This is a genomic window from Paenibacillus sp. 22594 (genome assembly GCF_052044425.1).
Classification (GTDB): Bacteria; Bacillota; Bacilli; order Paenibacillales; family Paenibacillaceae; genus Paenibacillus_AQ.
Genome location: NZ_JBQENA010000003.1, coordinates 399569 through 423813, shown reverse-complemented (window position 1 = coordinate 423813; position 24245 = coordinate 399569). Strand labels below are relative to the sequence as shown.

Below are 24245 nucleotides of genomic sequence, written 5' to 3'. Positions count from 1 at the left end.
TTGTGGTACAATAGCTGTGCATAAATGCCAGAGGAGCTGACTATACGAATATGAGTGATCAAGTGAATGAGCGGGAGCTGCTGGAGGTGTTGGCTGCGGAGACGAAAGTCGATCCGAAGCTGATTGAGCTGGTGCTGAAGCATGAGCAGACCTTTATCAACAAGGCCAAAGCAAATGCCAAAGGTGAGGTAGACATCGATAACGATGATCTGGTGGATTATATCGTCGCCCAGCGCGATGTGAAGCTGGATGAACTGACTGTAGAGAGCATCCTTGATGCTGAAATGGATTATCTAATGGATAAAGGGCTAGCCGGATATATCGACTAACCCTTGCGGCTGCCTGGTTTTCGGTCTTTGCGGAGGCCGTAGACCGGGCAGAATATTTTTATTTTTAATGATTCCTTTGCTTTCGGAGAATTAATGTGATACAATAAATTCAAACATAAAGCTTAACCTTAATTCACATATTGTAAAGGGTTATCATTTGTGCGTATGAAGCCTTTTCCAATGTGTGAATTTTTATTTGTTCGTACAATACGTAGGAATAAAAGGACATGTGTTAAATAAAATTTTGGAGGTAATATCATGCAAACAGGTACAGTTAAATGGTTCAATGCAGACAAAGGTTTCGGTTTTATCGAGGTTGAAGGCGGAAGCGACGTATTCGTACACTTCTCCGCAATCACTGGCGACGGCTTCAAATCTTTGGACGAAGGCCAACGCGTTGAGTTCAACGTAACTCAAGGCGCTCGTGGACCACAAGCCGAAAACGTTGTAAAACTGTAATTTTGAAATCAGGCTGTCCTTAACACATGTTGAGGGCAGCTTTTTTTTTGACACTGAACAAGCCGCTGCAGCCCTGCCATAACGCCCGTTAAGGGGTGTGGACATCTTCTCAATTCGAACCAAGGAGGGGTACTTATGTATTTTCGTAAAAAAGCGCTGGAGGATCTTCCACAGGAAGACACAGCCATCTGGTCCTGCACCAAAGAGGATTGCACAGGATGGATGCGCGATAACTTTGCCTTTCAATATGTACCTACCTGCTGGCAATGTAACTCTCCAATGACTAGAAGCATGAAGATACTGCCTATGCTTGTGAACACGAATTTTGACATGAAGGCGATCAAGAAGGGCATTACGATTACGTAATCTGCCGCTTCAGTAAGCCGATCTATACATTTAGACAGCACTAAGAATATCATTTAGCAGTCGGTTCCTTTTGAGGAGCAGGCTATTTTTTTTGTTCAATAAGGCCTTTAACAGAACCCTCTGCAAGGGGAACTGCTTAAGGGTTTTTTTGGTTCGTCTGGCTGAAGGCGGTATTTGCTCTTGACATTCGGCGAAACTTTTGGAGAATAAGGTTGGAAACGCTGCCACGTGAAAGAGGGAATCCTGTGTGTATGGGAAAATAAAGGAACTAAATACGCTGCGCAATCAAATATTCATTGGGTTTCTGCTTGTTATGCTGGTGATTATTGCTGTGTCCGGGGCATTTGTGTATAACAGGGTCTCGTTTTTGCTAAAAAATAATGCGGAGCGGCACATTCAGCAGACTGCGGTGCAAGCTAACGGGAGGCTGGATGCGCTGATCGACCAGATCGACAGCCTGACGGAGCAGGTAGCGAATCACCCGACCGTTCAGCAGCTGCTGACGGAAGAGCTGAACGGCAAATCCGTGTCTTTTAACCAGCGGCAGTCTCTGCTGCAGATTGTCTCCAGCTACCAGGCCTATATGCCGAGTGTGGGTTCTCTGGAACTGTATACGGCGGATTACCGGCTGCTGTTCCCGATTAAAGAAGGCAGCCTTGGCACAAGGATCAGCAATCCTTACATCACTGAAGCGAATACCCAAAAGGGCAGGCTGGTCTGGATCGGCGTTGATCCCGATGACGATGGGAGTCTTCTGGCCATCCGCCAGGTCAGCCTGATGGACCGCTGGTTCTCACGGGGCGGCTATTTAATCGCTCGTATCCAGCGCAGCTACTTCCAGCTGGATGATCCGCTGTCCGGCAGCGACGGGGGCGAGTCTGTGCTGCTGGTGAATGATGAAGGCCAACTGCTCGGAGGCAGTGAAGAGCCTCAGCCAGAGCTGCTGCCGCTGCTTTCCAGCGAGGACCAGACGGTTAGCTTTGAGGATAAGGAATATGTGCAGGTGAAGCTGCGCTCGGACAAGACCAATTGGACACTGCTGGTGCTCACTCCAGTAAGCTATGTTACCAAAGGTATCTCTATTCTGAGAACGGTATTGCTGGTTTCGGGAGGAATCGGCACGCTGCTGTTTTTATTGTTGTCTTTTGTGCTGTCCACGATGATTACCAGGCCGATTATCCATCTGATTCGGGCAATGCGTAAATCCAGACTCGGGGTTCTGACCCCTAATTCAGAGTCGGTATCCACAATGGAGCTAAGGGAATTGAATTATACGTACAATGGCATGATTGCCAATATGAATGATCTGATCCGTGTGGTATATGAAAAGGAAGTACTGCAGAGCCGTACGGAGCTAAAGGCGCTGCAGGCGCAGATTAACCCGCATTTCCTGTTTAATACGCTGGAGGCATTCAACTGGTCGCTTGAGGAGAAGGGTGAAGAAGAGCTGGCCGGGCTTGTGGTTATCATGTCCAGGCTGTTCCGGTACATTATCGGAAATTCGAACTCCGATGAATGGGTTACACTTGGGGAAGAGATGGAGCAGGTGAAGCGTTATCTGAAAATTATGGAGATGCGGATGGGGGACCGCCTGTCCTGGAATATTCAGCTTGAGCTTCCTGAGGCTGCAGTACCTGTGCCAAAGCTGCTTATTCAGCCGATTGTCGAGAATGCGATTCTCCACGGAGTGGAGGGCCGGGTAGGGAACGGAGCAGTCAGTGTTATTGTCACCCCCTCCACGCGTGAAGGCTGGACCCGGATATCGATACAGGACGACGGCCCGGGAATGGATTCCGACACGTTAAAGTCATTATATGGTGCGCTGGAAGGCGGTCCATCTATTTCTTCCAAGGGTACGGGAATAGGACTTGTAAATGTTCAGCGGCGTCTGAAGCTGTACTATGAAGCGGAAGGTACGGAGATGGAGGGAATGCACATTGAGAGCAAACGTTCCGAGGGCACGGTGATTACTTTTGAAATTCCCAATAATGGAGGACATACTTATGAATCTGGGCAATAAGACAATACTGATCGTGGATGATGAACCGAGAACACGGCAGGGCATCCGGCAGACGCTCGAGGTGTGGGCGGCTGGCCGATACATCATAGAAACAGCTGATAATGGAATTGACGCGCGTGAGCGGCTGCTGCTTGGACGTGTGCATTTGCTGATTACCGATGTCCGCATGCCTGAGGTCAGTGGACTGGACCTGATCCGCTCCCTGAAGGGACAAGCCCGGAAGCCCGTCATTATTGTCATCTCCGGCTACGCTGAATTTGAATATGTGCAGCAGGCACTGAGGCTTGGGGCATTCAATTATCTGCTTAAACCGCTGGACAAGGGAGAACTGCTGGAGGTAGTGGAGACGGCCCTGAAGCAGGAAGAAGAGCAGCAGCGCCACGAGAAGCTGGAGAAGCTGGTTGATCACAAGCTGATGGAGATCGATCCGGATACGGCGGGCATGGGGGAGCCGGTAAAGGAAGCCCTGGCCTATGTGGAGCAGCATCTGCACGAGCAGCTGACCTTGTCTGAAGTAGCCGGCATGATTCACTTGAATGCCAGCTACTTCAGTGTACTGTTCAAAGAGCAGGTTGGCGTATCGTTCAGTGAATATTTGTCTCGTATCCGAATTCAGCGTGCCAAGGAGCTGCTGTTGCAGACGCGTCTGCCAATTGGTGAGATCGGAGAGCGCGTAGGCTACCGCACGGATAAATATTTTATCAAAGTGTTCAAGTCCCTGGAAGACATCAGCCCAAGCCGCTACCGCCAGCAAATGAAGGATGAGCACAGCGAAATCCAATAAAAGTGGAATTATACCCAATGAGCGTGATCTTATAGTCCTCCGGCCGCGATGCTAGAGTGTGTATGAGAACGATTACATTCGCCCGCACAACAAATCATGGAGGTTATATAGGAATGCGGAGGAACACACTAACCCCAAGCCTGATATTGACGTTTATGCTGGCACTCGTTCTGCCGGGCTGCGGTTGGGGAAACAATTCAGCCGGGACCAGCCCTACGTCCCAGACACCAGGTGATGCACCGGCGCAAAAGGTTACTCTCAAGATGATGCATTTATGGCCGGCGGATAGCTCGGCTCAGCAGAATAAACTGGTTGGACAGATCATTGACGATTATCAGAAGGAGCATCCGAACGTCACGATCAAGCAGGAAGTGCTGGAGAATGAGCAGTATAAGAACAAACTGAAGGTACTATCTGCCGCAAACGAGCTGCCGGATGTCGGCATTACTTGGGCTGCAGGCTTCATGGAGCCTTACGTGAAGGGCGGATTATTCGCTCCGCTGGATGATATCCTGTACGGGGAGCAGCTGAAGGACAAATTTGTAGCCGGCACTACGGAAGCTTATGCAGTGGACGGCAAGACTTATGCCCTGCCCATCGAGCTGAACATCTCGCCTATTTACTATAACAAGGACATCTTTGCCAAATACAGTCTACGGGTTCCGACCACGTATAAGGAATTCAAGCAAATTGTGAGAATACTCTCGTATAACGGAGTGACTTCTGTCGCCTTGGGCAACAAAGACCGCTGGACCGGCTCATTGTGGTATATGTATCTGGCCGACCGGATCGCGGGAAGCGACACCCTGAAAAAAGCGACCGATGGTTCAGGTTCATTCGATGACCCGGGATTGATCAAGGCTGCGGCTGAAGTGCAGACCCTGGTGGACATGAACGCCTTCAATAGGGGGTTCAACGGATTGTCAAACGAGGAGGGCAAGTCGGAGTTCGTGAGTGAAAAAGCGGCTATGTATCTGACAGGAACGTGGGAGCTGCCCAACTTTACTACTAACCCGGAAATTCCGCAGGTATTTAAGGATAAGGTGGGGTTCTTCAAGTTCCCTACCGTCGATGGCGGAAAAGGAAATATCAACAGCTGGGTGGGCGGTCCTGGTGTCGGCCTATTCATAGCCGAATCTTCCAAGGTGAAGGAAGAAGCTAAAGCCTTCGTCGAGTACTTCGTATCCAAATGGGGCCAGGATTCTGTAACGACAGCGGGTGTTATTCCGGCGACCAAAGTAGATACCTCGAATTCCGAGCTGCCTCAATTGTATGTGGATTTGCTGAACGAGCTCAATCATGCGAGCAGCATTACTTTGTTTGCGGATGTGCAGATGAAGCCGAATGCCGCTCAGGTCCACCTGGATATGATTCAGGCGCTGTTCGGCAAGGCGGTAACGCCGGAGCAGTTCGCAGCCAAGCATAAAGAAGCGGTGGAGAAAGGGACTTGAGCCGTTCATCTGAAAGCAAATGGTCGTCAAAAAGCACAATGGGATGTCCCGCAGCCGGATCGAGGCTTGCGGGGCATCCCATTTTTTTGAACAGAAATCATTATCGGAGAACTAGAATGTGTCTGAAAACTAAATAACATGGTAAGATTTGAGAAAAACGAATGGAGCGTCAAACATGATTCAAAGACGGTACGAAATAAGCGATGAACAGTGGGATCAAATTAAGGGGATGTTTCCACCCTACCGAACAGGACGTCCGTCAAAATTAAGTGAACGAACCATGTTTAACGCTTTTCTATGGATCGCTCGAAGTGGTGCTGCTTGGCTCGATTTACCGGAGAACGCTATGGTCCATGGAAAACGGTCTACAGTCGCTTTTGCAAGTGGCAAGATACCGGACTGCTTGTTGGGATCTTTCAAGCCTTGAGGTCGAACCTGACTTTAAAAACTTGAGCATTGATTCGACATCCGTCAAAGCCTATCAACATAGTGCCGGTGCTAAAAAAACATTGAAGGCCACGAAGTAAATCAGCACATCGGCGTCAGTCGTGGCGGAAAGACAACCAAACTTCACACCGTCGTCGATGGATTAGGAAACCCTCTCGCTTTTCTTCTGACTGGTGGTCAAGTCTACGATTCCGTTCCAGCGATTGATTTACTTCAGAGGCTTGAAATTACAGGAAGTCATATTCTTGGCGACAAAGCCTATGGCTCCGAAGCGATTCGAAATTGGATTACAGCTAAGCAGGCATCCTAAACCATCCCGCCTAAAGCGAATAGTCAAAACCCGTAGAAAGTCGATTGGTATCGGTACAAAGAACGCCACTTAGTGGAGTGCTTTTTCAATAAAATCAAACATTTTCGCCGTGTGGCTACTCGTTACGACAAATTGGCCAAGTCATTCTTGGCGTTTGTATACGTAGCTGCCATTTTCAATTTGACTCAAATGAGGAGTTTTCAGACACGTTCTAGTAATTAGTCAACCATAGTTTTTTTCTTGCATATCCGGTAGGCTTCCCCAGATAAGAATGCCATCTTTCCGCCCGCGACCACTCGAGTTTAACGCGCAAGCCTTTGGCGGCTTTGGATTTCGTCATGTATAGGTGACTCATCTGACTGACACAGCCTCAAATCCAGTTCGTGTACCTTGGCCCGTGCTTTTGCCTCCGGTTTCCTTCAGATCCACCTCACGGTGAACACCCTTGCCTTTGACTAACGGTAGGCGCTCGCCAGCCCTCGTTCAGGACTATCACCCTAGAGATGACGCCCATGCTGGGCGTACTATCAGAACACAGTCCCCTGGGGCTGTGTTCTTTGTATAATATTCCTTGCTATATTAGTCTAATTAGACTATATTATGATTTGTGGTCTAATTAGACTAATATATTGGAAAAGAGGTCCTTATAATGCTATTTATTACTGGAGCAACTGGAACCGTTGGAAATCGGGTTGTAAATTACCTCAAGCTTAAGGATGTCAAATTTAAAGCCCTCACCCGAACACCTGAGAGGCTGTTAACAGATCGGACAGATCATATGATTGTCGTCACCGGCGATATCAAGGATTGCAGCGCCTGGTCAGACAGCCTGCGCGGCGTTGAGACCTTATTCCTGATCCTGCTGGATGATGCCGAAGAGATTCTGCAGGCTGCTCGGGCTAAGGGCGTCCGGAACATTGTATTCTTATCCTCAGCTTCCATTAACCGGTCGGATGCCGGTTACAACGAGAATGCCCTTAAACATAAAAAGGTCGAGGATCAAATTCAGGCGTATGGCTTTCAGTATGTTTTTATCCGGGCCGAGGCCTTCATGCACAACACCATTTACTGGAGGGACCTTTTTAGATACAATAAGGGGAAGATCCGGTTACCGGCCCTTGAGGCTAAGCTGGCCAGTGTGCATGAAACAGATATTGCCGAAGTTATCAGTGTGGTTCTAACCGATTTTGGCAAATTCTCCGGGCAGGTCTTGACGCTTACAGGGGCGAATATTCTTAGCCAGAGGAACATATTGACAGAAATCTCTAAGCAACTGGGACAATCGCTTGAACTGGAAGAGCAGACGATCGGGGACTTCCGTTCGTATATGAAGAACTACATTGCTGAAGAGTATATTAACCTTAGAGTCCAGGATTGGGAGTATACAGTCAAGCATCAGCTCGGCGTGACCGGCACGGTGCTGACGATTCTTGGCCGGGAGCCTTATACGTTTAGAGAATGGATCGCTGAGCATCTCCGTGATTTTCAATAATCGATAGAAAGAGGAATTATCATTATACCCTTATTAATACTGGGTCTGTTGAAGGATTGCGGACAATCCAGCGCTTATGAATTGTTGAATGTCTTCAAGGAACGGGATTACAGGTATCTTGTTCATATGACGAAGGGATCGCTGTATTACAACCTGCAGAAGTTAGCGGAGGAAGGCTTGGTCCAGCTGGTTGAAGTCGTTAGCGTTAATAACTATCCCGAACAGTACATCTACGAGATTACACCGCAGGGCAACGAGCATTTCACAGCGCTCATGGCCAAATATTCGCTGCAGACGGACGATATTACGTTAGCCTTTTATATGACCACGCTGTTTGCCCACCAATATGATCCTGGGCAATTCAAGTCGGCCGTAGCGGTGCAGATGGAGCAGACACGGCGCAAAATTGCTGAAATTGATCATGTGCTGGATGCCAAGCAAGACAGGATCTACGATACTGCAAAGTCGATGATGAATAATGTCAGAGCGCACCATGAATTGAACCTAAAATGGTTTCAGGTGCTGCTGGAACAGTAGGGCAGTGCACTGTCGGGGAAGATGAATTGAATATTGGTATTTGAAGCGCAAACCCCCTTGTATCTGCTGAATGCCGCAGATACAAGGGGGTTTTTTGCGTAAAAAATCTGATTTTTTTTTTTGATACAAATAGATTACTGGAATAATGAAAAGAACTACCGGAAAAAGTCTGAAATTTAAATACGCCATTATTAACCGGTCACACAATCGTTGATATTGCCAGCAGTAACTTCGTATTTCAGCGGGTTGCCGAGGGAGTCCACAACCGCATGGATCTTGGAGGTTAACCCTCCGCGCGATCGTCCGATGGCTTGGAATTGCTGCCCCCTTTTGCTCCCGCGCCGTGTTGGTGAACGCGGACAATGGAGGCATCGATCATGACACTTTCAGCATCCGGTTCAGCCGCAAGAACATCTAGAATGTGTCTGAAAACTAAATAACATGGTAAGATTTGAGAAAAACGAATGGAGCGTCAAACATGATTCAAAGACGGTACGAAATAAGCGATGAACAGTGGGATCAAATTAAGGGGATGTTTCCACCCTACCGAACAGGACGTCCGTCAAAATTAAGTGAACGAACCATGTTTAACGCTTTTCTATGGATCGCTCGAAGTGGTGCTGCTTGGCTCGATTTACCGGAGAACGCTATGGTCCATGGAAAACGGTCTACAGTCGCTTTTGCAAGTGGCAAGATACCGGACTGCTTGTTGGGATCTTTCAAGCCTTGAGGTCGAACCTGACTTTAAAAACTTGAGCATTGATTCGACATCCGTCAAAGCCTATCAACATAGTGCCGGTGCTAAAAAAACATTGAAGGCCACGAAGTAAATCAGCACATCGGCGTCAGTCGTGGCGGAAAGACAACCAAACTTCACACCGTCGTCGATGGATTAGGAAACCCTCTCGCTTTTCTTCTGACTGGTGGTCAAGTCTACGATTCCGTTCCAGCGATTGATTTACTTCAGAGGCTTGAAATTACAGGAAGTCATATTCTTGGCGACAAAGCCTATGGCTCCGAAGCGATTCGAAATTGGATTACAGCTAAGCAGGCATCCTAAACCATCCCGCCTAAAGCGAATAGTCAAAACCCGTAGAAAGTCGATTGGTATCGGTACAAAGAACGCCACTTAGTGGAGTGCTTTTTCAATAAAATCAAACATTTTCGCCGTGTGGCTACTCGTTACGACAAATTGGCCAAGTCATTCTTGGCGTTTGTATACGTAGCTGCCATTTTCAATTTGACTCAATGAAGAGTTTTCAGACACGACCTAGTAAAACTCAATGTGCCGGTGCAGCGGAAGGGACAGCAGCCTCCGAAGTCTCGTGCTTAATCAGGCTATGCTTTTCCCAAGCCCGGCTCTTCCAGCGGAAATACATGATGACCGCACGGAGCCATTCATCAAAGGCAGTCGCCAGCCAGACCCCGGCCAGTCCCAGATGCATCTGGAATACCAGCACATAGCCGAGCGGCAGACTGATGCAGACCATCGAAATAAGACCCATATAGACAGGGAATTTGGCATCGCCCGAGGCGCGCAGGGAGTTGATAATGACCAGGTTGCAGGTTCGTCCGGTCTCCAGGAAGATACTGAGCAGAATAACCTGGGCACCCATAGTGACGATATTCATGTTATCTGTGAATAGACCCATCAGCGGAATACGGAGGAAGATGACGGCAGCATCAATAATAACCGTGACGAGCAGCGCCCACTTTGCACTGTTGAACACCCGCTTGTAAGCTTCCTCCGGCCGCCCTGCTCCGACGAGATGTCCTACAATAATGGAGGTCCCCATAGATACAGCAACGCTGAACAAGAAGATGTAGCTGGAGATATTCAGCGCATATTGGCGGGTAGCCATAGCTTCGGCGCCCAGATACGTAATATATAAGGTGAAAATCAGCTGGCAGGATTGATAGATCACCGATTCAAACGCGGACGGGATACCGATTTTGAGAATTTGCATGACATATTTTTTGGAGAGATGAATGTAATACGTCCATTTTACCCGCACCTCCATAATTCTGTAGAGCAGCAGGAAGAAGAGAATAAGGCAAATGAGCCGGCTGGCTACCGTGGAAATTGCCGCTCCTTGCACACCCAGCGCAGGCAGGCCAAAATGTCCAAAGATCAACAGGTAATTACCGGCTACGTGAATGAGATTCATCAGCAGGGAGACCATCATGGTCTGCTTGGTGAAACCGTGTGTGCGGATGGTCGTTGCCAGGGCATTCAGCAGCGCCTGCAGGAAAATCCCGCCTCCGACAATATGGATATAGACCTTGGCATGTACGAGAATGTCCCCTGTGACATTCAGCGCGCGCAGCAGCGAGCCTCCGAAGAATAGCAGAGCTGTGCTGAGAATAATGCCTACGGCCAGATTTAATGTAATGGCATTACCGGTGACCTCTGCAGCCTCTTTGGGCTTCCTCGATCCGAGATACTGGGACACGACAATGGCTGCACCGTTGCCGATTACGCTAAGTACGAGGATAGCCATAGTAATAATCTGATTGGCTGCGCCTACACCGGACACCGCATCATCCGATACCGAGCTAATCATGAACGTATCCACACTTCCCATAAGCATAAAGAGGAACAGTTCCAAAAATATAGGCCAGGTCAGCTTAATCAAATTAAACTCCTGGTGTTTCGTTTGGTTCATTACACACCTTCTTTTAGTTATTTCTTGCTGACTGTCAGCTGTAAACAAGGTGTATGTTAGCACAGCTTTTATGAAAATGCAGTATATTTACGAAAATTCTGAAAAAAACCAACATGAGTTTCTTGACCACTCCCGTAATCGGACCTTTACCAGGCACAATAGTATCCTTGGAGTAACTACAACACGGCAAAGTGCCTACTTCCCTTAATGAATCTATGCACCTACAATAGGTGAAGCACTTACTAAAATATATTAAAAGGAGTCGAATAGATGAAGCTGCAATTAGCGCTGGACCTTGTAAATATTGAAGGGGCGAAGGATATTGTCTCGGAGGTAGCTGAATTCATAGATATTGTGGAGATTGGAACACCGATTGTTATTAATGAGGGCCTGCATGCGGTGAAGGCGATGAAGGAAGCTTTTCCAGCCTTGACCGTATTGGCAGATCTGAAAATTATGGATGCCGGCGGGTATGAAGTGATGAAGGCAGCTGAAGCAGGTGCGGATATCGTGACCGTACTTGGTGTGTCCGATGACTCAACGATTAAAGGGGCGGTAGAGGAAGCCAGGAAAAGCGGCCGTGAGATCCTCGTGGACCTGATTAACGTCAAGGATATCAAGGGAAGAGCGGCCGAAGTGGATGCGCTTGGTGTAGATTATGTCTGTGTGCATTCCGGGTATGACCATCAGGCTGAAGGCAAAAACTCCTTCGCGGATCTGCAGGCTATCAAGAGTGTAGTGAAGCAGGCCAAAACGGCGATTGCCGGGGGCATCAAGCTGGGCACGCTGCCTGAAGTGATTGCAGCCGGTCCCGATCTGGTGATCGTTGGCGGCGGCATTACCGGTGAAAGCGATCAGAAGGCTGCGGCGGCGGAAATGAAGCGCCTGGTCAGCCAGGCCTGATCCGCTTATGGACACGGTTAGCTATGCACAGGCAATTGTGAATGAGCTGCAGCGTTCGGCTAAGCAGCTTGAAGTAGCAGAGGCAGAGCAGCTTGCAGCACTGATGCTACGCTCCGGCAAGGTCTTCGTCGCCGGTGCCGGCCGCTCGGGTCTTATGGGCCGGGCCTTTGCGATGCGGCTGATGCACATCGGCAAGGAAGCCTACGTGGTCGGTGAAACGGTAACACCAGGAATCGGGCCGGGAGATGTGCTGGTGCTGGGTTCCGGTTCCGGTGAGACGGCCAGCCTCTTGTCCATGGCCGGCAAAGCTAAGGCAGCGGGAGCCGCCGTTGTGGCTGTAACGATCTTCCCGGAGTCATCCATTGGCCGGCTGGCTGATCAAACCGTCAAGCTGCCGGGTGCACCCAAGGAACAGACGGACGGAGGTCATATCACCATCCAGCCGATGGCTTCACTGTTTGAACAGACCCTGCTGCTCTTTTACGATGCCGTGATTCTGCGGATGATGGAAGAGACCGGCCAGACCTCCACCCGGATGTTCGGCAACCACGCCAATCTGGAATAAAAATAACACCGCCTGTCCAAAGAATCCGGATAGGCGGTGTTTGATTGTGTACAGCTGGCAGATTCTTGATCTATCTTACGGCCTACCCCTTAGCGCTTAAGCAAATCCTCGCGGATAGGTGTGAAGGCATCGAGCAGCGCTGATCCTGCTTCCAAGGCTGTTACGCCATGTTTAGCATTTGACGGTATGGCAATACTTTGGCCTGCGCTAACAATGTGCTCCTTGCCGTCAATGCGGAACACAAAGCTTCCGCGCAGACAGTAGCTCATCTGCTCGTGGGGATGACTGTGCTCATAGCCCTCGGCCCCTTTTTCGAAATGAACCTCCATCATCATCAGACTTGCTGCCGCATTCAGAATACAGCGTTTGACTCCAGGCTCTGCCGGTTCCCATACTCCAAGATTGCTCATCTTCTATTCTCCTCCATCTATTTAATGTGTGCATTATCCGGGCATTTGCCGCTTATCGCGGCATTGCGATGTGAATCCTGCCTGCCTCAAGTCTCAGGCCCGTTTGCTTAGGCTGTCCTGGCTCTGCTGTCTCAGGCTCTCCAAGCAGTCTGAGCGGTCCGAGGTCCGGGACCATAATATGATGGCTCTGCCCGGTACCGTTGATGGCAGCGATACACCACGCCCCGTCCGACCGGGTGATCTTGTACAAGCGCACACCTTCGGCAGCCTCTCCATAATTGAGCTGCTCCAGTTGCAATGGTGGAGTGCCTTCTGTCCGGGGATGCAGCAGAATTACATAGTCGCTGTTACCGCCGTACACGCGGAAATGCTGCTGTGCTGCGAGCGGATAATTCCCGCCTAAGGCCCCATCGTGCATGGTGATGACCGGGCGGACAGGCTCGGCAATGTGCGCGCTCATCCGCATGCTGCTGAGGCATGCTGCATCAATACATTGCTCTGTTATTTCTGCCCTTGTGCTAAGCGTATGCAGATTCCATACGCTGTCTGCCGCCCCCTCGATTCGGTCCCAGACCAGGTACACATCAAAGCCTGCCTTAATGAAAACAAAATTACGCTCATACTCCCCGGCATTCGCATCCGGAATGCGGCTTCTTGCATAATCCAGCTCTGCTGAAAACCGGACTTCCTTGCACTCACTTTGCAGCGGGCCGTTGGTGAATCTTCCGGATTTATCAGCAAATTGGACAACATTATGGGCTGCGCCGGATACATACCAGTGACGGTCTCCGTTGTAATAGCCTCCTGTTCCGGAATCCAGTGTTACCGGAATCCCGTTTGCCCAGATGGAGAAATGCCCCTCATCGTGATGAGCATGGTAAGTCAGCGGCGAAGCCTCATAGATCGCATAATGCTGCAGATTCTGCTCCCCGCTGCGGAAGATGACATAGCCGATATCGGGATAATGCACGGAGCCGAGAGCGGGCTGCTGCTCCGGGAGGTTCGGCTGCGGATACAGCAGAGCGACCAGCGGCAGAGGAAACGCTCCGTTATCCTCCACGGGTGCACCGCCGCGCTTCCAGGTCCAGATCATTTCCCCGGCAAGCTGCGGGTCTTCCTCCGTATAGAACGGAGCCGCATAGCCGAGCAGGCGAAACCACTTCTCCTGTACATTGGCATCACCAACAGCTGGTGTAAGCAGAACCGGGGGGCCGGAAGCGCCGCCCTGAATGGTATCTGCTGCAGTCACCGTGCCCATAAGGAAGCGGTACATGCCCTTTACCTTGTCATGCTTGAAATAATCAACGCCCTTCAAGCGCTTCAGCAGGACGAAGAAGAGAAAATAGCGGTGCAGCACGGCTCCGTGGTAGCGGATGTTCTCCGGCCAAGCGCCGTCCGGGTCCACCACTTCCGTAAGCTGCCAGTCGATGACAGAGAGGGCATGATCAAGATAGGCTCCGCTCTGTTCCTCCTGCGGGAAGAGAAGGGCATACACGCCCAGTCCGGTCGCCCGGTCCGCATTCCAGTTGCTGCGTTTGCCGCCCTTCTCGTCCGGGAAGGTCTCCAGATCAAACCGGTAGTAGCCGGTATCCATCATCATTGCGGCAATGTAGCGGAAGTGGGCGAGAAGCTTAGACTCCTCCTCGGGTAGGAGAACACCGCTGCCAGCGATCTGATCATAGATGACCGAAGCTGCAGCAAGCCCTCTCCCGATATGCACCGCACCATAGGTATCATCGTCATGCCAGCCGTCTCTGCGGAAAATATCCATGCCTACCTGCATATCTGCCAGCATGTACAGCAGCTTTTGCTTGGCTTGGTCCGCAAATCTGCTTTCGCCTAAGATCATATACATATTGGCGTCTGCACCCGCGGCCTCAAGCAGGTATGCCCAATTGGTCAGCGTGGGCCGGTTAAAAGGGGGGGAGAGCAGTTCCGGACCCAGCGGCTGCTTCGCAGCATTCAGGAAACGGACCTCGGCGCGGATTCCTCCGCTCAGAGGCGCCTCCAGGCTGAGTGCTGTTTGCATGCTGTAATGATCCCCTTCGCGTACAGGGATAAGCTCCTCGTAACGGAGGACCGTCATTTCAGATTCCTCCGTATTGCTTATCCGGATACACTGCATATCCTCATCCGGAATACTTCCCGCCGGAGTCACGCCCGAAGGCTGAAGACCACTCCGGCCCCCTGGCATTTGCTCCAGATAGGCAGTGCTGCCGCTACCCGGCTCCTGGCACCATCCCGACAGAGCATACTGCAAGCCGCCATTCGCCAGTGCAATGGGCAAACCCAGCTGGGAATGAGTCAGGCGCAGGCCGCCGATGCGGGCAATGCCCTGTCCCCGGATTTGTATAGCCAGCTTCAGAAATGCGGCACCGGAAGGGATTTCGAAGACAAAGGGCTCTACCCGGAACGCGCCGAGTCTGTGAAGCGGAGCAGCCGCCTCCCGGACCGTAAATTGCCCGGACAGCCGCCGTTGTCTTTCGTATTCCTGCAGGACCGCCGGAAACTGTTCAATTCTGCAGCGAATGGCCTGCAGCTGCTCTTGGGTATAGCAGCCGAAAGGGCGGATCCCGGCACCGCCGCCGTGTGCTGAATTCATCGGTAGTTCAAACCTCCCTGTAAAGTTGTCATGATTCATTGGCGATTCTTTCTTTTATTAGTATAGCCGTGCATTCACAAAGGGCGGGATGGATAAACAAAGGGAAGAAAGGGGACAAAGCAACTGAAAAAGTGAAATTCTCCCCCAAGGGCAGTCGCTTTCTCCCTAACCGTTATGAACGGAGCGAATTATCATTAAGGACAGATGCTTAGACCAATGACAGGAGGAACAATAATGAATGAATCGAAACGTCAAATTAATGCCTGGACCTTCGTCGCTCCCAGCTTGATTCTGACGCTGATTTTTGGAGTGTATCCCATCTTTTGGGCTCTAAAGTACATGTTCTATGATTACCAGGGCTTTGGCGAACCGCTGTTCATCGGACTGGATAATTTCGAGCGCCTGTTCCGGGACAAGGAATTCTGGCAGTCGGTGGTCAACACCTTCATCTATGCTGGCGGCAAGCTGCTGATTACTTTGCCGTTGTCCTTTGTGCTGGCCGTTGTCCTCAACCGTGCACTGAAGGGGCGGCAGCTGCTCCGGGCGATTTATTTTATGCCGACTGTAATCAGTGCTTCGGTTATGGCAATCGTGTTCTATGTGATCTTCAATTCCTACAACGGAATGGTGAACCAGCTGCTGTTAGGCTCCGGGATTATTTCTTCTCCCATAGATTGGCTGGGACCGAAATACGCCTTGCTGACGGCGATTATGATCGCGATCTGGGGAGCCGTCGGCAACTACATGCTGCTCTTTATCGCCGGCTTGCAGAACATTCCCGAAGACCTGTATGAAGCGGCTTCCCTGGATGGGGCCGGACCGCTGAGAAAAATGTGGAGCATCACCATCCCCATGCTTGGACCTGTGCTGCAAATGATCATTATGCTGGCCATTACCGTCTCTCTCAAAGGCTACGAGAGTATCATGGTGCTTACCGAGGGCGGGCCTTATGGCAAGACGGAAGTCATGTACCTGTATCTCTACAAGCTCTTTTTCCCCGTATCCAGTGGAGGCACAAGCATCCAGCAGTTCGGCTACGGCAGTGCCGTCGGTTTTGCCACTGCAGTTATTGTGGGTCTGATCACCCTGATCTACTTTTATGTATCCAAGAAATTGAATGACATCTATTAAAAGAGAGGAGAATGAACAGTGAGTACATTACATGCGGAAACGAAAATCGCTTCGGCACAGACCTCCGGCTCCGTCAAGACCCGAGCGGCGCTGTCCCGGACAGTGCTGTGGATTTTCCTGCTCCTGGTGGCGGCTTTTGCGGTGTTCCCGATTATTCTGGCGTTTTTCGGATCGCTCAAAACCAACCTGGAGTTGACGACGGGAACCACTTTACTGCCGAAGGAATGGAAGTTCGAAAACTATTCGCAGGCCTGGAATTCGGCCAACTTTGCCCGCTTTACCTGGAACAGTGTATTTATCAGCGTGTTTACCACTATAGGTACGCTATTAATTGGAACGATGGCTGCTTATGCAGTGGCGAGAGTCGACTTTTACGGCAAACGCTTGTATGTTGTGATCCAGTCCTGCACGCTGTTCATCTCGATCGGCGCTGTGGTGCTGCGGCCCCAGTTCGACCTCATGGTATCGCTTCATTTGCAGAAATCACTCTGGGGTGTAATTATCATTCTGATCAGTGCCCATGCCACAGCATTCTTTATGCTGATTGGTTTTGTACGGGCCATTCCGAAGGAGCTTGATGAGGCCGCGTTTATTGACGGTTGCAACTTTTATAGCGTATACTTTCGTGTTATCTTACCGCTCCTGACACCCGCTTTAGGGGTCACAGCGCTTTGGACCTTCCGCGGAGCATGGAACGAGTATATCCTGCCGCTGGTCTTTACCATGACACAGCCCGCCTTGCAGACACTCACCGTAGGATTGGCGGGACTCAAATATGGCATCGGCGATGCAGCGCAGCCTCAATTAATGCTCGCCGGTGCATGTCTGTCCATGCTGCCCATGATTATTGTCTATATCTTTGCCAATAAATCGTTCATGCAGATGACCGCAGGCTCCGTAAAGGGCTAAGGTCAGGCGGCGGGCTCCGGACAGCTATTCAAGAAGGGTGTGAATACATGCTGAAGGCCTGGCTTTACCGGACCTCGCTAAAGAAGAGAATATGGTTATCGTTTGCCGCGCTGACGGTGTTCTGCATCTCCGTCACCGGTCTTTGGGCGTACTCCATTGCTTCACGGGCGATGGAGCGCAATTCCATCGCACTTAATCAAAATGTATTGAACCAATCGGTCAATGTGCTGGACCAGAAGTTGAAGCAAATTATAGTTGCTTCCTCGACGATGATGCTGAGTGAAACCTATAAGCAGACCATCCGGGATATCCAAGCCCACAATACGGACCGCTTTTTTGCCAATTTCTCATTGCTGCAAGGCCCCTTCACGCAGGCCGAGCTGACGGAGAACTCCATTGAATCCATCCTGATCAGTACGCCGGACGGGGATTTCTACTCCACCGGTAATCAGCGCAGAACAGGGACGCCATTTATGGAATCCTCGCTGTACCAGCGGATTAAGGACAATCCGGAATCCAATTGGGTGGAGAGCCACCGGGATGAGCTGTTTGCCGGGAACCACCACGTCATTTCCCTGCTTTTGCAGCCGCTGACAGAGAATTACGTCCCGGATGTATTTCTGACCGTCAATGTTAAAGAGGACATTATGGAGGATGCTGTAAGCGGAGGAGCCAGCCTCGGCTCCGCCCGGTTTCTGTTAATCAATAAAGCGGGAGCAAGCGTCTTCGGGGATAGGAATCGTCCCGAATGGACACGGGCCTCTGTGTTTGTGGACAAACTGATGGAGGCGGACAGCGGGAATTTCGAATATTCTGCCGGTGACGGGCCAATGCTGGTCAGCTATGCCGGTTCGCGGTATGCGGACGATTGGGTGCTGGTCAGCTACCTGTCCAAGAGGGAGCTGCTGCAGCCTGTTCGCAGCATCCAGTGGCTGGTGCTAATGATCATGGCGGTATGTATTGTCATCGCGCTTCTGCTTGCGAGATACCTGTCGGCCCTGCTGCTGGGCCCGCTGCTGAACCTGCAGAAGACGATGTCGCGTGTAGAGCAGGAGGATCTGACGGCCCGGTTCCTGAGTCCCTTTCAGGATGAGATCGGGGATGCGGGCCGCAAATTCAACCAGATGCTGGACCGGATTGGTGAGCTGATTCTTGAAGTCAAGGATACGGAAAAGGAAAAGAGAAAAGCAGAGATCAAGGCGCTTCAGGCGCAGATTGAGCCTCATTTTTTATATAACACGCTGAACACGATTCTCTGGAAATGTGAGATGGATGAATATGAAGATGTGAAACAAATGGTTATTTCGCTGTCTGCGCTGTTCCGGCTGGGTTTGAACAACGGGCAGGAAATTACGACTTTGGGTAAAGAACTGGAGCATGTCCGCCAGTACCTGAACCTCCAGCAGCAATGCTACGAAGGGCTATTCGAATATAGCATTTCAGCTGGAGCAGAGCTGCTGGAGCTTCCTGTGCTGAAAATCATCATCCAGCCTTTGGTGGAGAACTCCATTCTGCACGGGCTTAAGGAACTGCGGGGAGGGGGCATGATCAGGATCACTGTGGAGATGACAGAGAATCTACTGCTGATCCGGGTCACCGACAACGGAGCCGGTATGGACGCGGATAAGCTGAATGCCTGTCTGAAGGAGCCTGGTGGCAGCGGAGGTTATGCACTCTCTAATATCTGCAGCCGTCTTCAGCTGTACTATGGCAAAGAGGCCGGATTGGTCTTTCGCAGCAGTCCCCTTATTGAAACCGCAGCGGTTCTATCAATTCCTATGGAAGGTGGAATGAAATCTGAACAACGCCCAGTCTATTAAAATATGCATTGTCGATGATATTCCCGCAGTGGTCCGCGGGTTATCGCAGCGAATTCCCTGGGAGGAGCATGGGATTGTGGTTGCAGCCACGGCGGCCGATGGTGAAGAGGGTCTGGAACAGATCCGCAAGCACCGCCCCGATATCGTGTTGACGGATATCCGAATGCCTTTTACTGACGGCCTGGAGATGATGCGGATCATTCAGGCAGAGCAGCCGGGCATCAAATTGATTTATTTGACCGGCTATTCTGACTTTTCCTATGCCCAGGAAGCCGTTAAGCTCGGGGCTTTTGATCTGATTGTCAAGCCTTATACCAAGTTTCAGGTGCTTGAATCCGTATTGAAGGCCAAAGAGGTGCTGGAGCGGGAACGCAGCCAGGCCGAACAGATGCGGGGGATGGAACAAAAGCTGCGGGAGAGTCTGCCCTATTTGCGTCAGGAGTATATGCGTCTGCTTATCCGCTACGGCACCCGGCAGCAGCACCGGAGCCAGCAGTGGGATTTCTATGCCATCAAGATGAACAGTCATCACTTCTGTGTGATGGTGGCGGAAATGGATTTTTTTGCGGAACGTACGGCTGAACTGCCGGTATCCGAGGTGGAGCTGATCCGCTTTGCTGTGCAGAATATTCTGGAAGAGACGATAGCGGGCTATACGCAGGGGATCGTGTTCCGCGAACATGTCAACCAGTTCATCATTGTCATGAATCCTCCTACCGAACCGGATACGGAACAGCTTGCAGAGAAATGCCGGGAGAACGTACGACGGCATACGTACCAGACGGTGTCCATCGGGCTGGGCGGAGAAGTGGAAGAGGCGGGGCAGCTGGCTTCTTCCTACGCACAGGCACTGTCCGCGCTTGCGAACACCTTTTTTACCGGCGGGAATAGCGTGTACCGCTATGCTGAGGGCACAGAGTCGGATACTGTACTGCCAAGATACTCGTATGACAAGGAGAAAGAGCTGCTCTATTGCCTGCGCTCGGCGAACCTGCCCAAAGCAGAGGAGCAGCTGGATGACATTTGGGATGAATGGCTTACGGCATCGGAACTTCCCAACCCGGCCATTGTCAAAACGCTGTGTCTTGAGCTCGCCCATTCCATCCATCGGATATTCTCGGAAAAAGCATCGGATGCCGAAGTCAAAATGCTGGAAAAAAAGCTCGCCGACATGAATGGTGCGGCTTCCTTCGAAGAGCTCCGCAGACAGATCCGGGAATTCTGCAGCCAGGGCTGTGCGTATGTGCACATACGCCAGTCCAGCGACGCGCGCGTGCTTGTGGAGCAGGCCATTACCCATATCAATGGAAATCTGCATCAGAATCTGTCGGTAGCCGACTGTGCAAGAGCGGTCCATCTCAGTCCCAGTTATTTCTCCAATCTGTTTAAAAGGGAGACGGGGATGACACTGGCCCAATTTATTATCGGCAGAAGAATGGACAAGGCCAAGGAACTGGTGCTGGAAGGCATGCAGGTTCAAGACATCGCCGTCTCTCTGGGGTATGAGGACCGCCCCTATTTTACCGAGCTGTTCAAAAAATATACCGGGTTGACGCCGACAGACTTTCGCGCAAAATATGCCTCAGCCCATGAGCAGGGAAACAGTGATTTCGTCTCCCCTGAATAGTTGTTTTCTCCTTCACCTACAATCAGGCTGGCATTTTATACTTCTCATATGAAATGAATGCGATTACAAGAGAAAAGGGAGGCAATTTAGATGAAAAGAAATAAATGGATGCTGGCTGGGGCTTCGCTGCTGTTGGCCGGTTCACTGACGGCTTGTTCGTCATCGAATGAAAAAGCGGAGAACGGACCAAATGACGCCGCCGCCAAAAAAACAAAGCTGGTCTATTGGACCATCGACCGTCATGACTCTGATTTTATCGAGCAAAAGATCAGTGAATACGAGGGTCTCCATCCCGATATCGATATTGAAATGAAGGTGATGGCGGAGAACTACACCCAGTCGGTGGATATTGCCTTCGCCAGCAAGCAGGCGCCGGATATTCTCCGTGTAGATACGGGCAATGTGCCTACCTGGGTCAAAAAAGGCTACCTGGAATCCTTCGACAGCTACATTACACCGGAGATGAAAAGCCGCTTCGAGAACGTACTCATCAATGAGAAAAATACCGTTGACGGAAAAATATACACCCTGCCGAACATCGGCCAGTTCTGGCGCCTGATCTACAACGTGGATCTGTTCGAGAAAGCCGGCATCACTACCCCGCCGAAGAACCTGGCCGAGATGGTTGAGGATGCCAAGAAGATCACGGAAGTGGGTAAGGACAGCGGAGCTTACGGCTTCGCCGGAAACTTCAAAAGCGCCAGCGGATTTGAGCGCATTGCTTATCCAATAACAACACTTAGCAAGACTGTGGGCACAGAGGGGTTCAACTTCCAGACCGGCCAGTTCGACTTTGGCATGTATAAGGAGGTTGCCGAGGCACTGCGGCAGATCAAGGTGGACGGAAGTATGATGCCAGGCTCGGAATCACTTGATATCGACCCGCTGCGTGCGCAGTTCGCCCAAGGCAAGATCGGCATGTATTTCAACCATTCTGTTGAACCGAGTGTCTACAAAACCCAATTCCCGACGAATATCCGCTGGGCAGCAGCACTCCCCCCGACTGTGGATGGCAAGCAGAACGGTGCCAGTCAGGTTATCGCCGGCAGCTATCTGGCTATGAGCAAAGATTCAGTCCAAAAGGAAGCGGCCTGGAAATTTATCGAATGGATGTACAGTGATGATGTGCAGATAGCCTACCAGGAAGGCGGATACGGGGTTTCGGTTATTCCTTCGGTTGCCGCTGTGGCAAAGGCACCGGACATTGCGGGTATCGAGGCCTTCCTGCCAACAAAGCTTGACGGGATTTATCCTGCAACACCGATGGTCATTACCGAAGGACGTCTCGAAGGAATGAAAAAAGTCGATGTCTTCAACAAATATATTTTTGCCGGCGGTGATCTGGACAAGGAGCTCCAGGACTTGAATACCCGCTACAATGCGGCACTGGAAAAAGCCAAGGCTGCGGGCGACACTGATATTGCAGCGCAACCGGATTTCAGTTCGGTCAGTCTGCAGGGATCATTAGCTGACAAGTAGATTTGAAGAAATGGACACAGACCGCCCGCTTACAAGCTGGCGGTCTGTGTCGTATATGGAGCCATATTTGGCGCCTCCGCAGTCATGTGCGTCTCCCTGGTGATCTGTAGTATGATTAAGAAGGAAGGGGGCTGTTTCAATTGGCAACGGAGATTAAGGACCGTATTAACCTGAAGGAAATCAACTGCGAGAAGGAGCTTACGCTTGCTGTCATTGGCGGGAAGTGGAAGCTGATTATTCTGTGGCATCTGGGCCTGGAAGGGACCAAACGCTTCAGCGAGCTGAAGAAGCTGATTCCCCATATTACACAGAAAATGCTGACCAACCAGCTCCGTGAGCTGGAAGAGGATCAGCTTGTATTCAGACAAGTGTATGCCGAGGTTCCGCCGAGAGTGGAATATTCTTTGACGGAGTACGGGCAAAGTCTGCTTCCTGTGCTGCATATGATGTATGACTGGGGCAAAAACTACGGAGAGAATGTAATCTGGAAGGACATCCCTCCAGGCGAGAGATAGCAATGGGATAGAAATTTCTATGCTCATATCGATAGTATCTGCAAGGAAAGTACGTTACATAAATGTGCCTGCTTTCTTTTTGTGCCCAACTAGATTACACTAAGTATGAAGCTTACTAAAAGATATTAGATATTCGGTATTTGGTATATAAACGATATTGGAGGGATTACAGAAAATGTTAAAAACAGATTACAGTCCGTTGCTTGAATCATTCCAGTTCGCAAGCGGGATTTCGTTGAAAAACCGCGTAGTAATGGCGCCTATGACCAACTTCTCCTCGAATGAGGATGGGACGGTATCCGGACCGGAGCTTGATTATTACATCCGCCGCTCCAAAGGAGCAGGAATGGTGATTACCGCCTGTGTATACGTATCGCGTGGAGGCAAGGGATTCGCAGGTGAATTCGGCGCTGACCGTGATGAGCTGATTCCCAGCCTGCGCCAGCTCGCTGAAGCTATCAAGGGTGAGGGCGCGAAGGCGGTTCTGCAGATTTTCCACGGCGGACGCCAATGCCCGCCGGCGCAGCTGCCTGACGGACAGCCCGTCAGCGCAAGCAATGTGCCGTCAGAGCTTCCGGGCGGCGGACATGGACCTGTTCCCCGTGCGCTGACCGATGAAGAAATTGAAGGGATCATCGCCGATTTTGGTGCGGCTACCCGCCGGGCGATCGAAGCCGGATTCGACGGCGTGGAGATTCACGGAGCAAATGGTTATCTGCTACAGCAGTTCTTCTCTCCGCATTCCAACACGCGTGAAGACCGCTGGGGCGGAGATGTACAGAAACGCCTGGCCTTCCCGCTGGCCGTTCTGCGCGCAGTAAAAAGTGCAGTGAACGAACATGCATCATCGCCGTTTCTTGTCGGCTACCGCTTTTCTCCTGAGGAACCGGAAACACCTGGAATTACAATGGCCGAATCCTTCGTACTGATCGATGCGCTGAAGGAAGAAGGGCTGGATTATCTCCATGCCTCGCTGCAGGAACTCTGGTCGCTGCCGCGGCGCGGAACCGAAGATAGCCGCCCGCGGATTGAACAGATCGTTGACCGCGCGGGCAGCGGACTGCCGGTGATTGGCGTCGGTTCGCTCTACAGCGCAAATGATGCGCTGAAGGGCCTGACCAGCGGAATCCGTCTGGTGGCGCTGGGCCGTCCGCTGCTGATTGAACCGGACTGGGTGCAGAAGGTTGCTGAAGGCCGTGCCGATGAGATCCGTACAGAGCTGGACACTGCTGCACAGAGCACACTTGTCATCCCCGATCCGCTGTGGGGTGCTCTGACCCATACTCCAGGCTGGATTCCAGTGAAGTCTTAAGAAGACCGCCAGCTTAATGAAATATGCTGTTCATAACCTCTCGCTGCTGCTTCATCAGGGCAGTGAGAGGTTATTTGCGTAGATTCCAAGGGATGTGTGATACAATCATAT

20 protein-coding genes and 3 pseudogenes are annotated in these 24245 nt (G+C 50.9%); 19 read left to right on the top strand and 4 right to left on the bottom strand.

Annotation, left to right across the window (positions count from 1 at the left end; all coding sequences use genetic code 11):
- The first annotated feature begins 50 nt into the window (after nt 1-50).
- The 9 genes and pseudogenes from ACTJKB_RS12570 to ACTJKB_RS12530 all read left to right on the top strand — a co-directional run bounded on the left by ACTJKB_RS12570 (nt 51) and on the right by ACTJKB_RS12530 (nt 8195).
- Nucleotides 51-329: a hypothetical protein gene (locus tag ACTJKB_RS12570; RefSeq protein ID WP_440834346.1), complete on the top strand. Its 279-nt coding sequence runs from the start codon at nt 51-53 to the stop codon at nt 327-329.
- Between the two features lie 258 nt (nt 330-587).
- Complete coding sequence (locus ACTJKB_RS12565) at nt 588-788, top strand: cold-shock protein (RefSeq protein ID WP_019914790.1); 201 nt, start codon at nt 588-590, stop codon at nt 786-788.
- A 135-nt stretch (nt 789-923) separates the two neighbouring features.
- Complete coding sequence (locus ACTJKB_RS12560; RefSeq protein ID WP_219215299.1) at nt 924-1154, top strand: cold-shock protein; 231 nt, start codon at nt 924-926, stop codon at nt 1152-1154.
- Between the two features lie 313 nt (nt 1155-1467).
- Entirely contained in the window at nt 1468-3174 is a 1707-nt protein-coding gene (locus tag ACTJKB_RS12555) for a cache domain-containing sensor histidine kinase (RefSeq protein WP_440834755.1), read from the top strand.
- Nucleotides 3158-3958: a response regulator transcription factor gene (locus ACTJKB_RS12550; RefSeq protein ID WP_440834345.1), complete on the top strand. Its 801-nt coding sequence runs from the start codon at nt 3158-3160 to the stop codon at nt 3956-3958. The genes ACTJKB_RS12555 and ACTJKB_RS12550 overlap by 17 nt, the downstream gene beginning before the upstream one ends.
- A 113-nt stretch (nt 3959-4071) precedes the next feature.
- On the top strand, nt 4072-5409 hold the full coding sequence (locus ACTJKB_RS12545) for an extracellular solute-binding protein (RefSeq protein ID WP_440834344.1): 1338 nt from the start codon (nt 4072-4074) through the stop codon (nt 5407-5409).
- A gap of 175 nt (nt 5410-5584) precedes the next feature.
- Nucleotides 5585-6388 (top strand): annotated as a pseudogene (locus ACTJKB_RS12540) (IS5 family transposase).
- Between the two features lie 427 nt (nt 6389-6815).
- The gene (locus tag ACTJKB_RS12535; RefSeq protein WP_440834343.1) at nt 6816-7658 is read left to right on the top strand and encodes an NmrA family NAD(P)-binding protein; all 843 of its coding nucleotides are present in this window, start codon (nt 6816-6818) and stop codon (nt 7656-7658) included.
- Between the two features lie 48 nt (nt 7659-7706).
- Nucleotides 7707-8195 carry a PadR family transcriptional regulator gene (locus tag ACTJKB_RS12530; protein WP_167374749.1) on the top strand — a complete coding sequence of 163 codons (489 nt, stop codon included), beginning with the start codon at nt 7707-7709 and terminating at the stop codon, nt 8193-8195.
- Nucleotides 8196-8401: 206 nt separating this feature from the next.
- Here ACTJKB_RS12530 and ACTJKB_RS12525 read toward each other — a convergent pair.
- Nucleotides 8402-8613 (bottom strand): annotated as a pseudogene (locus ACTJKB_RS12525) (transposase); the annotation flags it as partial.
- A 60-nt stretch (nt 8614-8673) separates the two neighbouring features.
- Between ACTJKB_RS12525 and ACTJKB_RS12520 the strand changes: the two are divergent.
- Nucleotides 8674-9447: pseudogene (locus ACTJKB_RS12520) on the top strand (IS5 family transposase).
- Nucleotides 9448-9475: 28 nt separating this feature from the next.
- Here ACTJKB_RS12520 and ACTJKB_RS12515 read toward each other — a convergent pair.
- The gene (locus ACTJKB_RS12515) at nt 9476-10924 is read right to left on the bottom strand and encodes an MATE family efflux transporter (protein ID WP_440834341.1); all 1449 of its coding nucleotides are present in this window, start codon (nt 10922-10924) and stop codon (nt 9476-9478) included.
- Nucleotides 10925-11131: 207 nt separating this feature from the next.
- On the opposite strand from ACTJKB_RS12515, the gene hxlA reads away from it, so the two are divergent.
- Together hxlA and hxlB are read left to right on the top strand one after the other, a co-directional pair.
- Entirely contained in the window at nt 11132-11764 is a 633-nt protein-coding gene (hxlA, locus tag ACTJKB_RS12510) for a 3-hexulose-6-phosphate synthase (protein WP_074110292.1), read from the top strand.
- 7 nt (nt 11765-11771) lie between these two features.
- Nucleotides 11772-12329, top strand: a complete 558-nt coding sequence (gene hxlB, locus ACTJKB_RS12505; protein ID WP_074110293.1) for a 6-phospho-3-hexuloisomerase — start codon at nt 11772-11774, stop codon at nt 12327-12329.
- Between the two features lie 89 nt (nt 12330-12418).
- Here hxlB and ACTJKB_RS12500 read toward each other — a convergent pair whose 3' ends face one another.
- Together ACTJKB_RS12500 and ACTJKB_RS12495 are read right to left on the bottom strand one after the other, a co-directional pair.
- A complete protein-coding gene (locus ACTJKB_RS12500; protein ID WP_440834340.1) occupies nt 12419-12739 on the bottom strand; it encodes a cupin domain-containing protein in 321 nt (106 codons plus the stop codon).
- 52 nt (nt 12740-12791) lie between these two features.
- Nucleotides 12792-15341: a heparinase II/III domain-containing protein gene (locus tag ACTJKB_RS12495; protein ID WP_440834338.1), complete on the bottom strand. Its 2550-nt coding sequence runs from the start codon at nt 15339-15341 to the stop codon at nt 12792-12794.
- 234 nt (nt 15342-15575) lie between these two features.
- Here ACTJKB_RS12495 and ACTJKB_RS12490 point away from each other — a divergent pair, with 234 nt between their 5' ends.
- The 7 genes from ACTJKB_RS12490 to ACTJKB_RS12460 all read left to right on the top strand — a co-directional run bounded on the left by ACTJKB_RS12490 (nt 15576) and on the right by ACTJKB_RS12460 (nt 24134).
- Nucleotides 15576-16472: a carbohydrate ABC transporter permease gene (locus ACTJKB_RS12490; protein ID WP_440834337.1), complete on the top strand. Its 897-nt coding sequence runs from the start codon at nt 15576-15578 to the stop codon at nt 16470-16472.
- 90 nt (nt 16473-16562) lie between these two features.
- Nucleotides 16563-17381, top strand: coding sequence for a carbohydrate ABC transporter permease (locus tag ACTJKB_RS12485; RefSeq protein ID WP_440834753.1), 819 nt, complete (start codon nt 16563-16565; stop codon nt 17379-17381).
- Between the two features lie 47 nt (nt 17382-17428).
- The gene (locus ACTJKB_RS12480) at nt 17429-19201 is read left to right on the top strand and encodes a sensor histidine kinase (RefSeq protein ID WP_440834336.1); all 1773 of its coding nucleotides are present in this window, start codon (nt 17429-17431) and stop codon (nt 19199-19201) included.
- Complete coding sequence (locus ACTJKB_RS12475; protein ID WP_440834752.1) at nt 19179-20828, top strand: response regulator; 1650 nt, start codon at nt 19179-19181, stop codon at nt 20826-20828. Before ACTJKB_RS12480 ends, ACTJKB_RS12475 begins: the two co-directional genes overlap by 23 nt.
- A 90-nt stretch (nt 20829-20918) precedes the next feature.
- The gene (locus ACTJKB_RS12470; protein ID WP_440834334.1) at nt 20919-22307 is read left to right on the top strand and encodes an ABC transporter substrate-binding protein; all 1389 of its coding nucleotides are present in this window, start codon (nt 20919-20921) and stop codon (nt 22305-22307) included.
- A 140-nt stretch (nt 22308-22447) separates the two neighbouring features.
- On the top strand, nt 22448-22822 hold the full coding sequence (locus tag ACTJKB_RS12465) for a winged helix-turn-helix transcriptional regulator (RefSeq protein ID WP_074088430.1): 375 nt from the start codon (nt 22448-22450) through the stop codon (nt 22820-22822).
- Between the two features lie 175 nt (nt 22823-22997).
- The gene (locus ACTJKB_RS12460; RefSeq protein WP_440834333.1) at nt 22998-24134 is read left to right on the top strand and encodes an NADH-dependent flavin oxidoreductase; all 1137 of its coding nucleotides are present in this window, start codon (nt 22998-23000) and stop codon (nt 24132-24134) included.
- Nucleotides 24135-24245 lie beyond the last annotated feature (111 nt).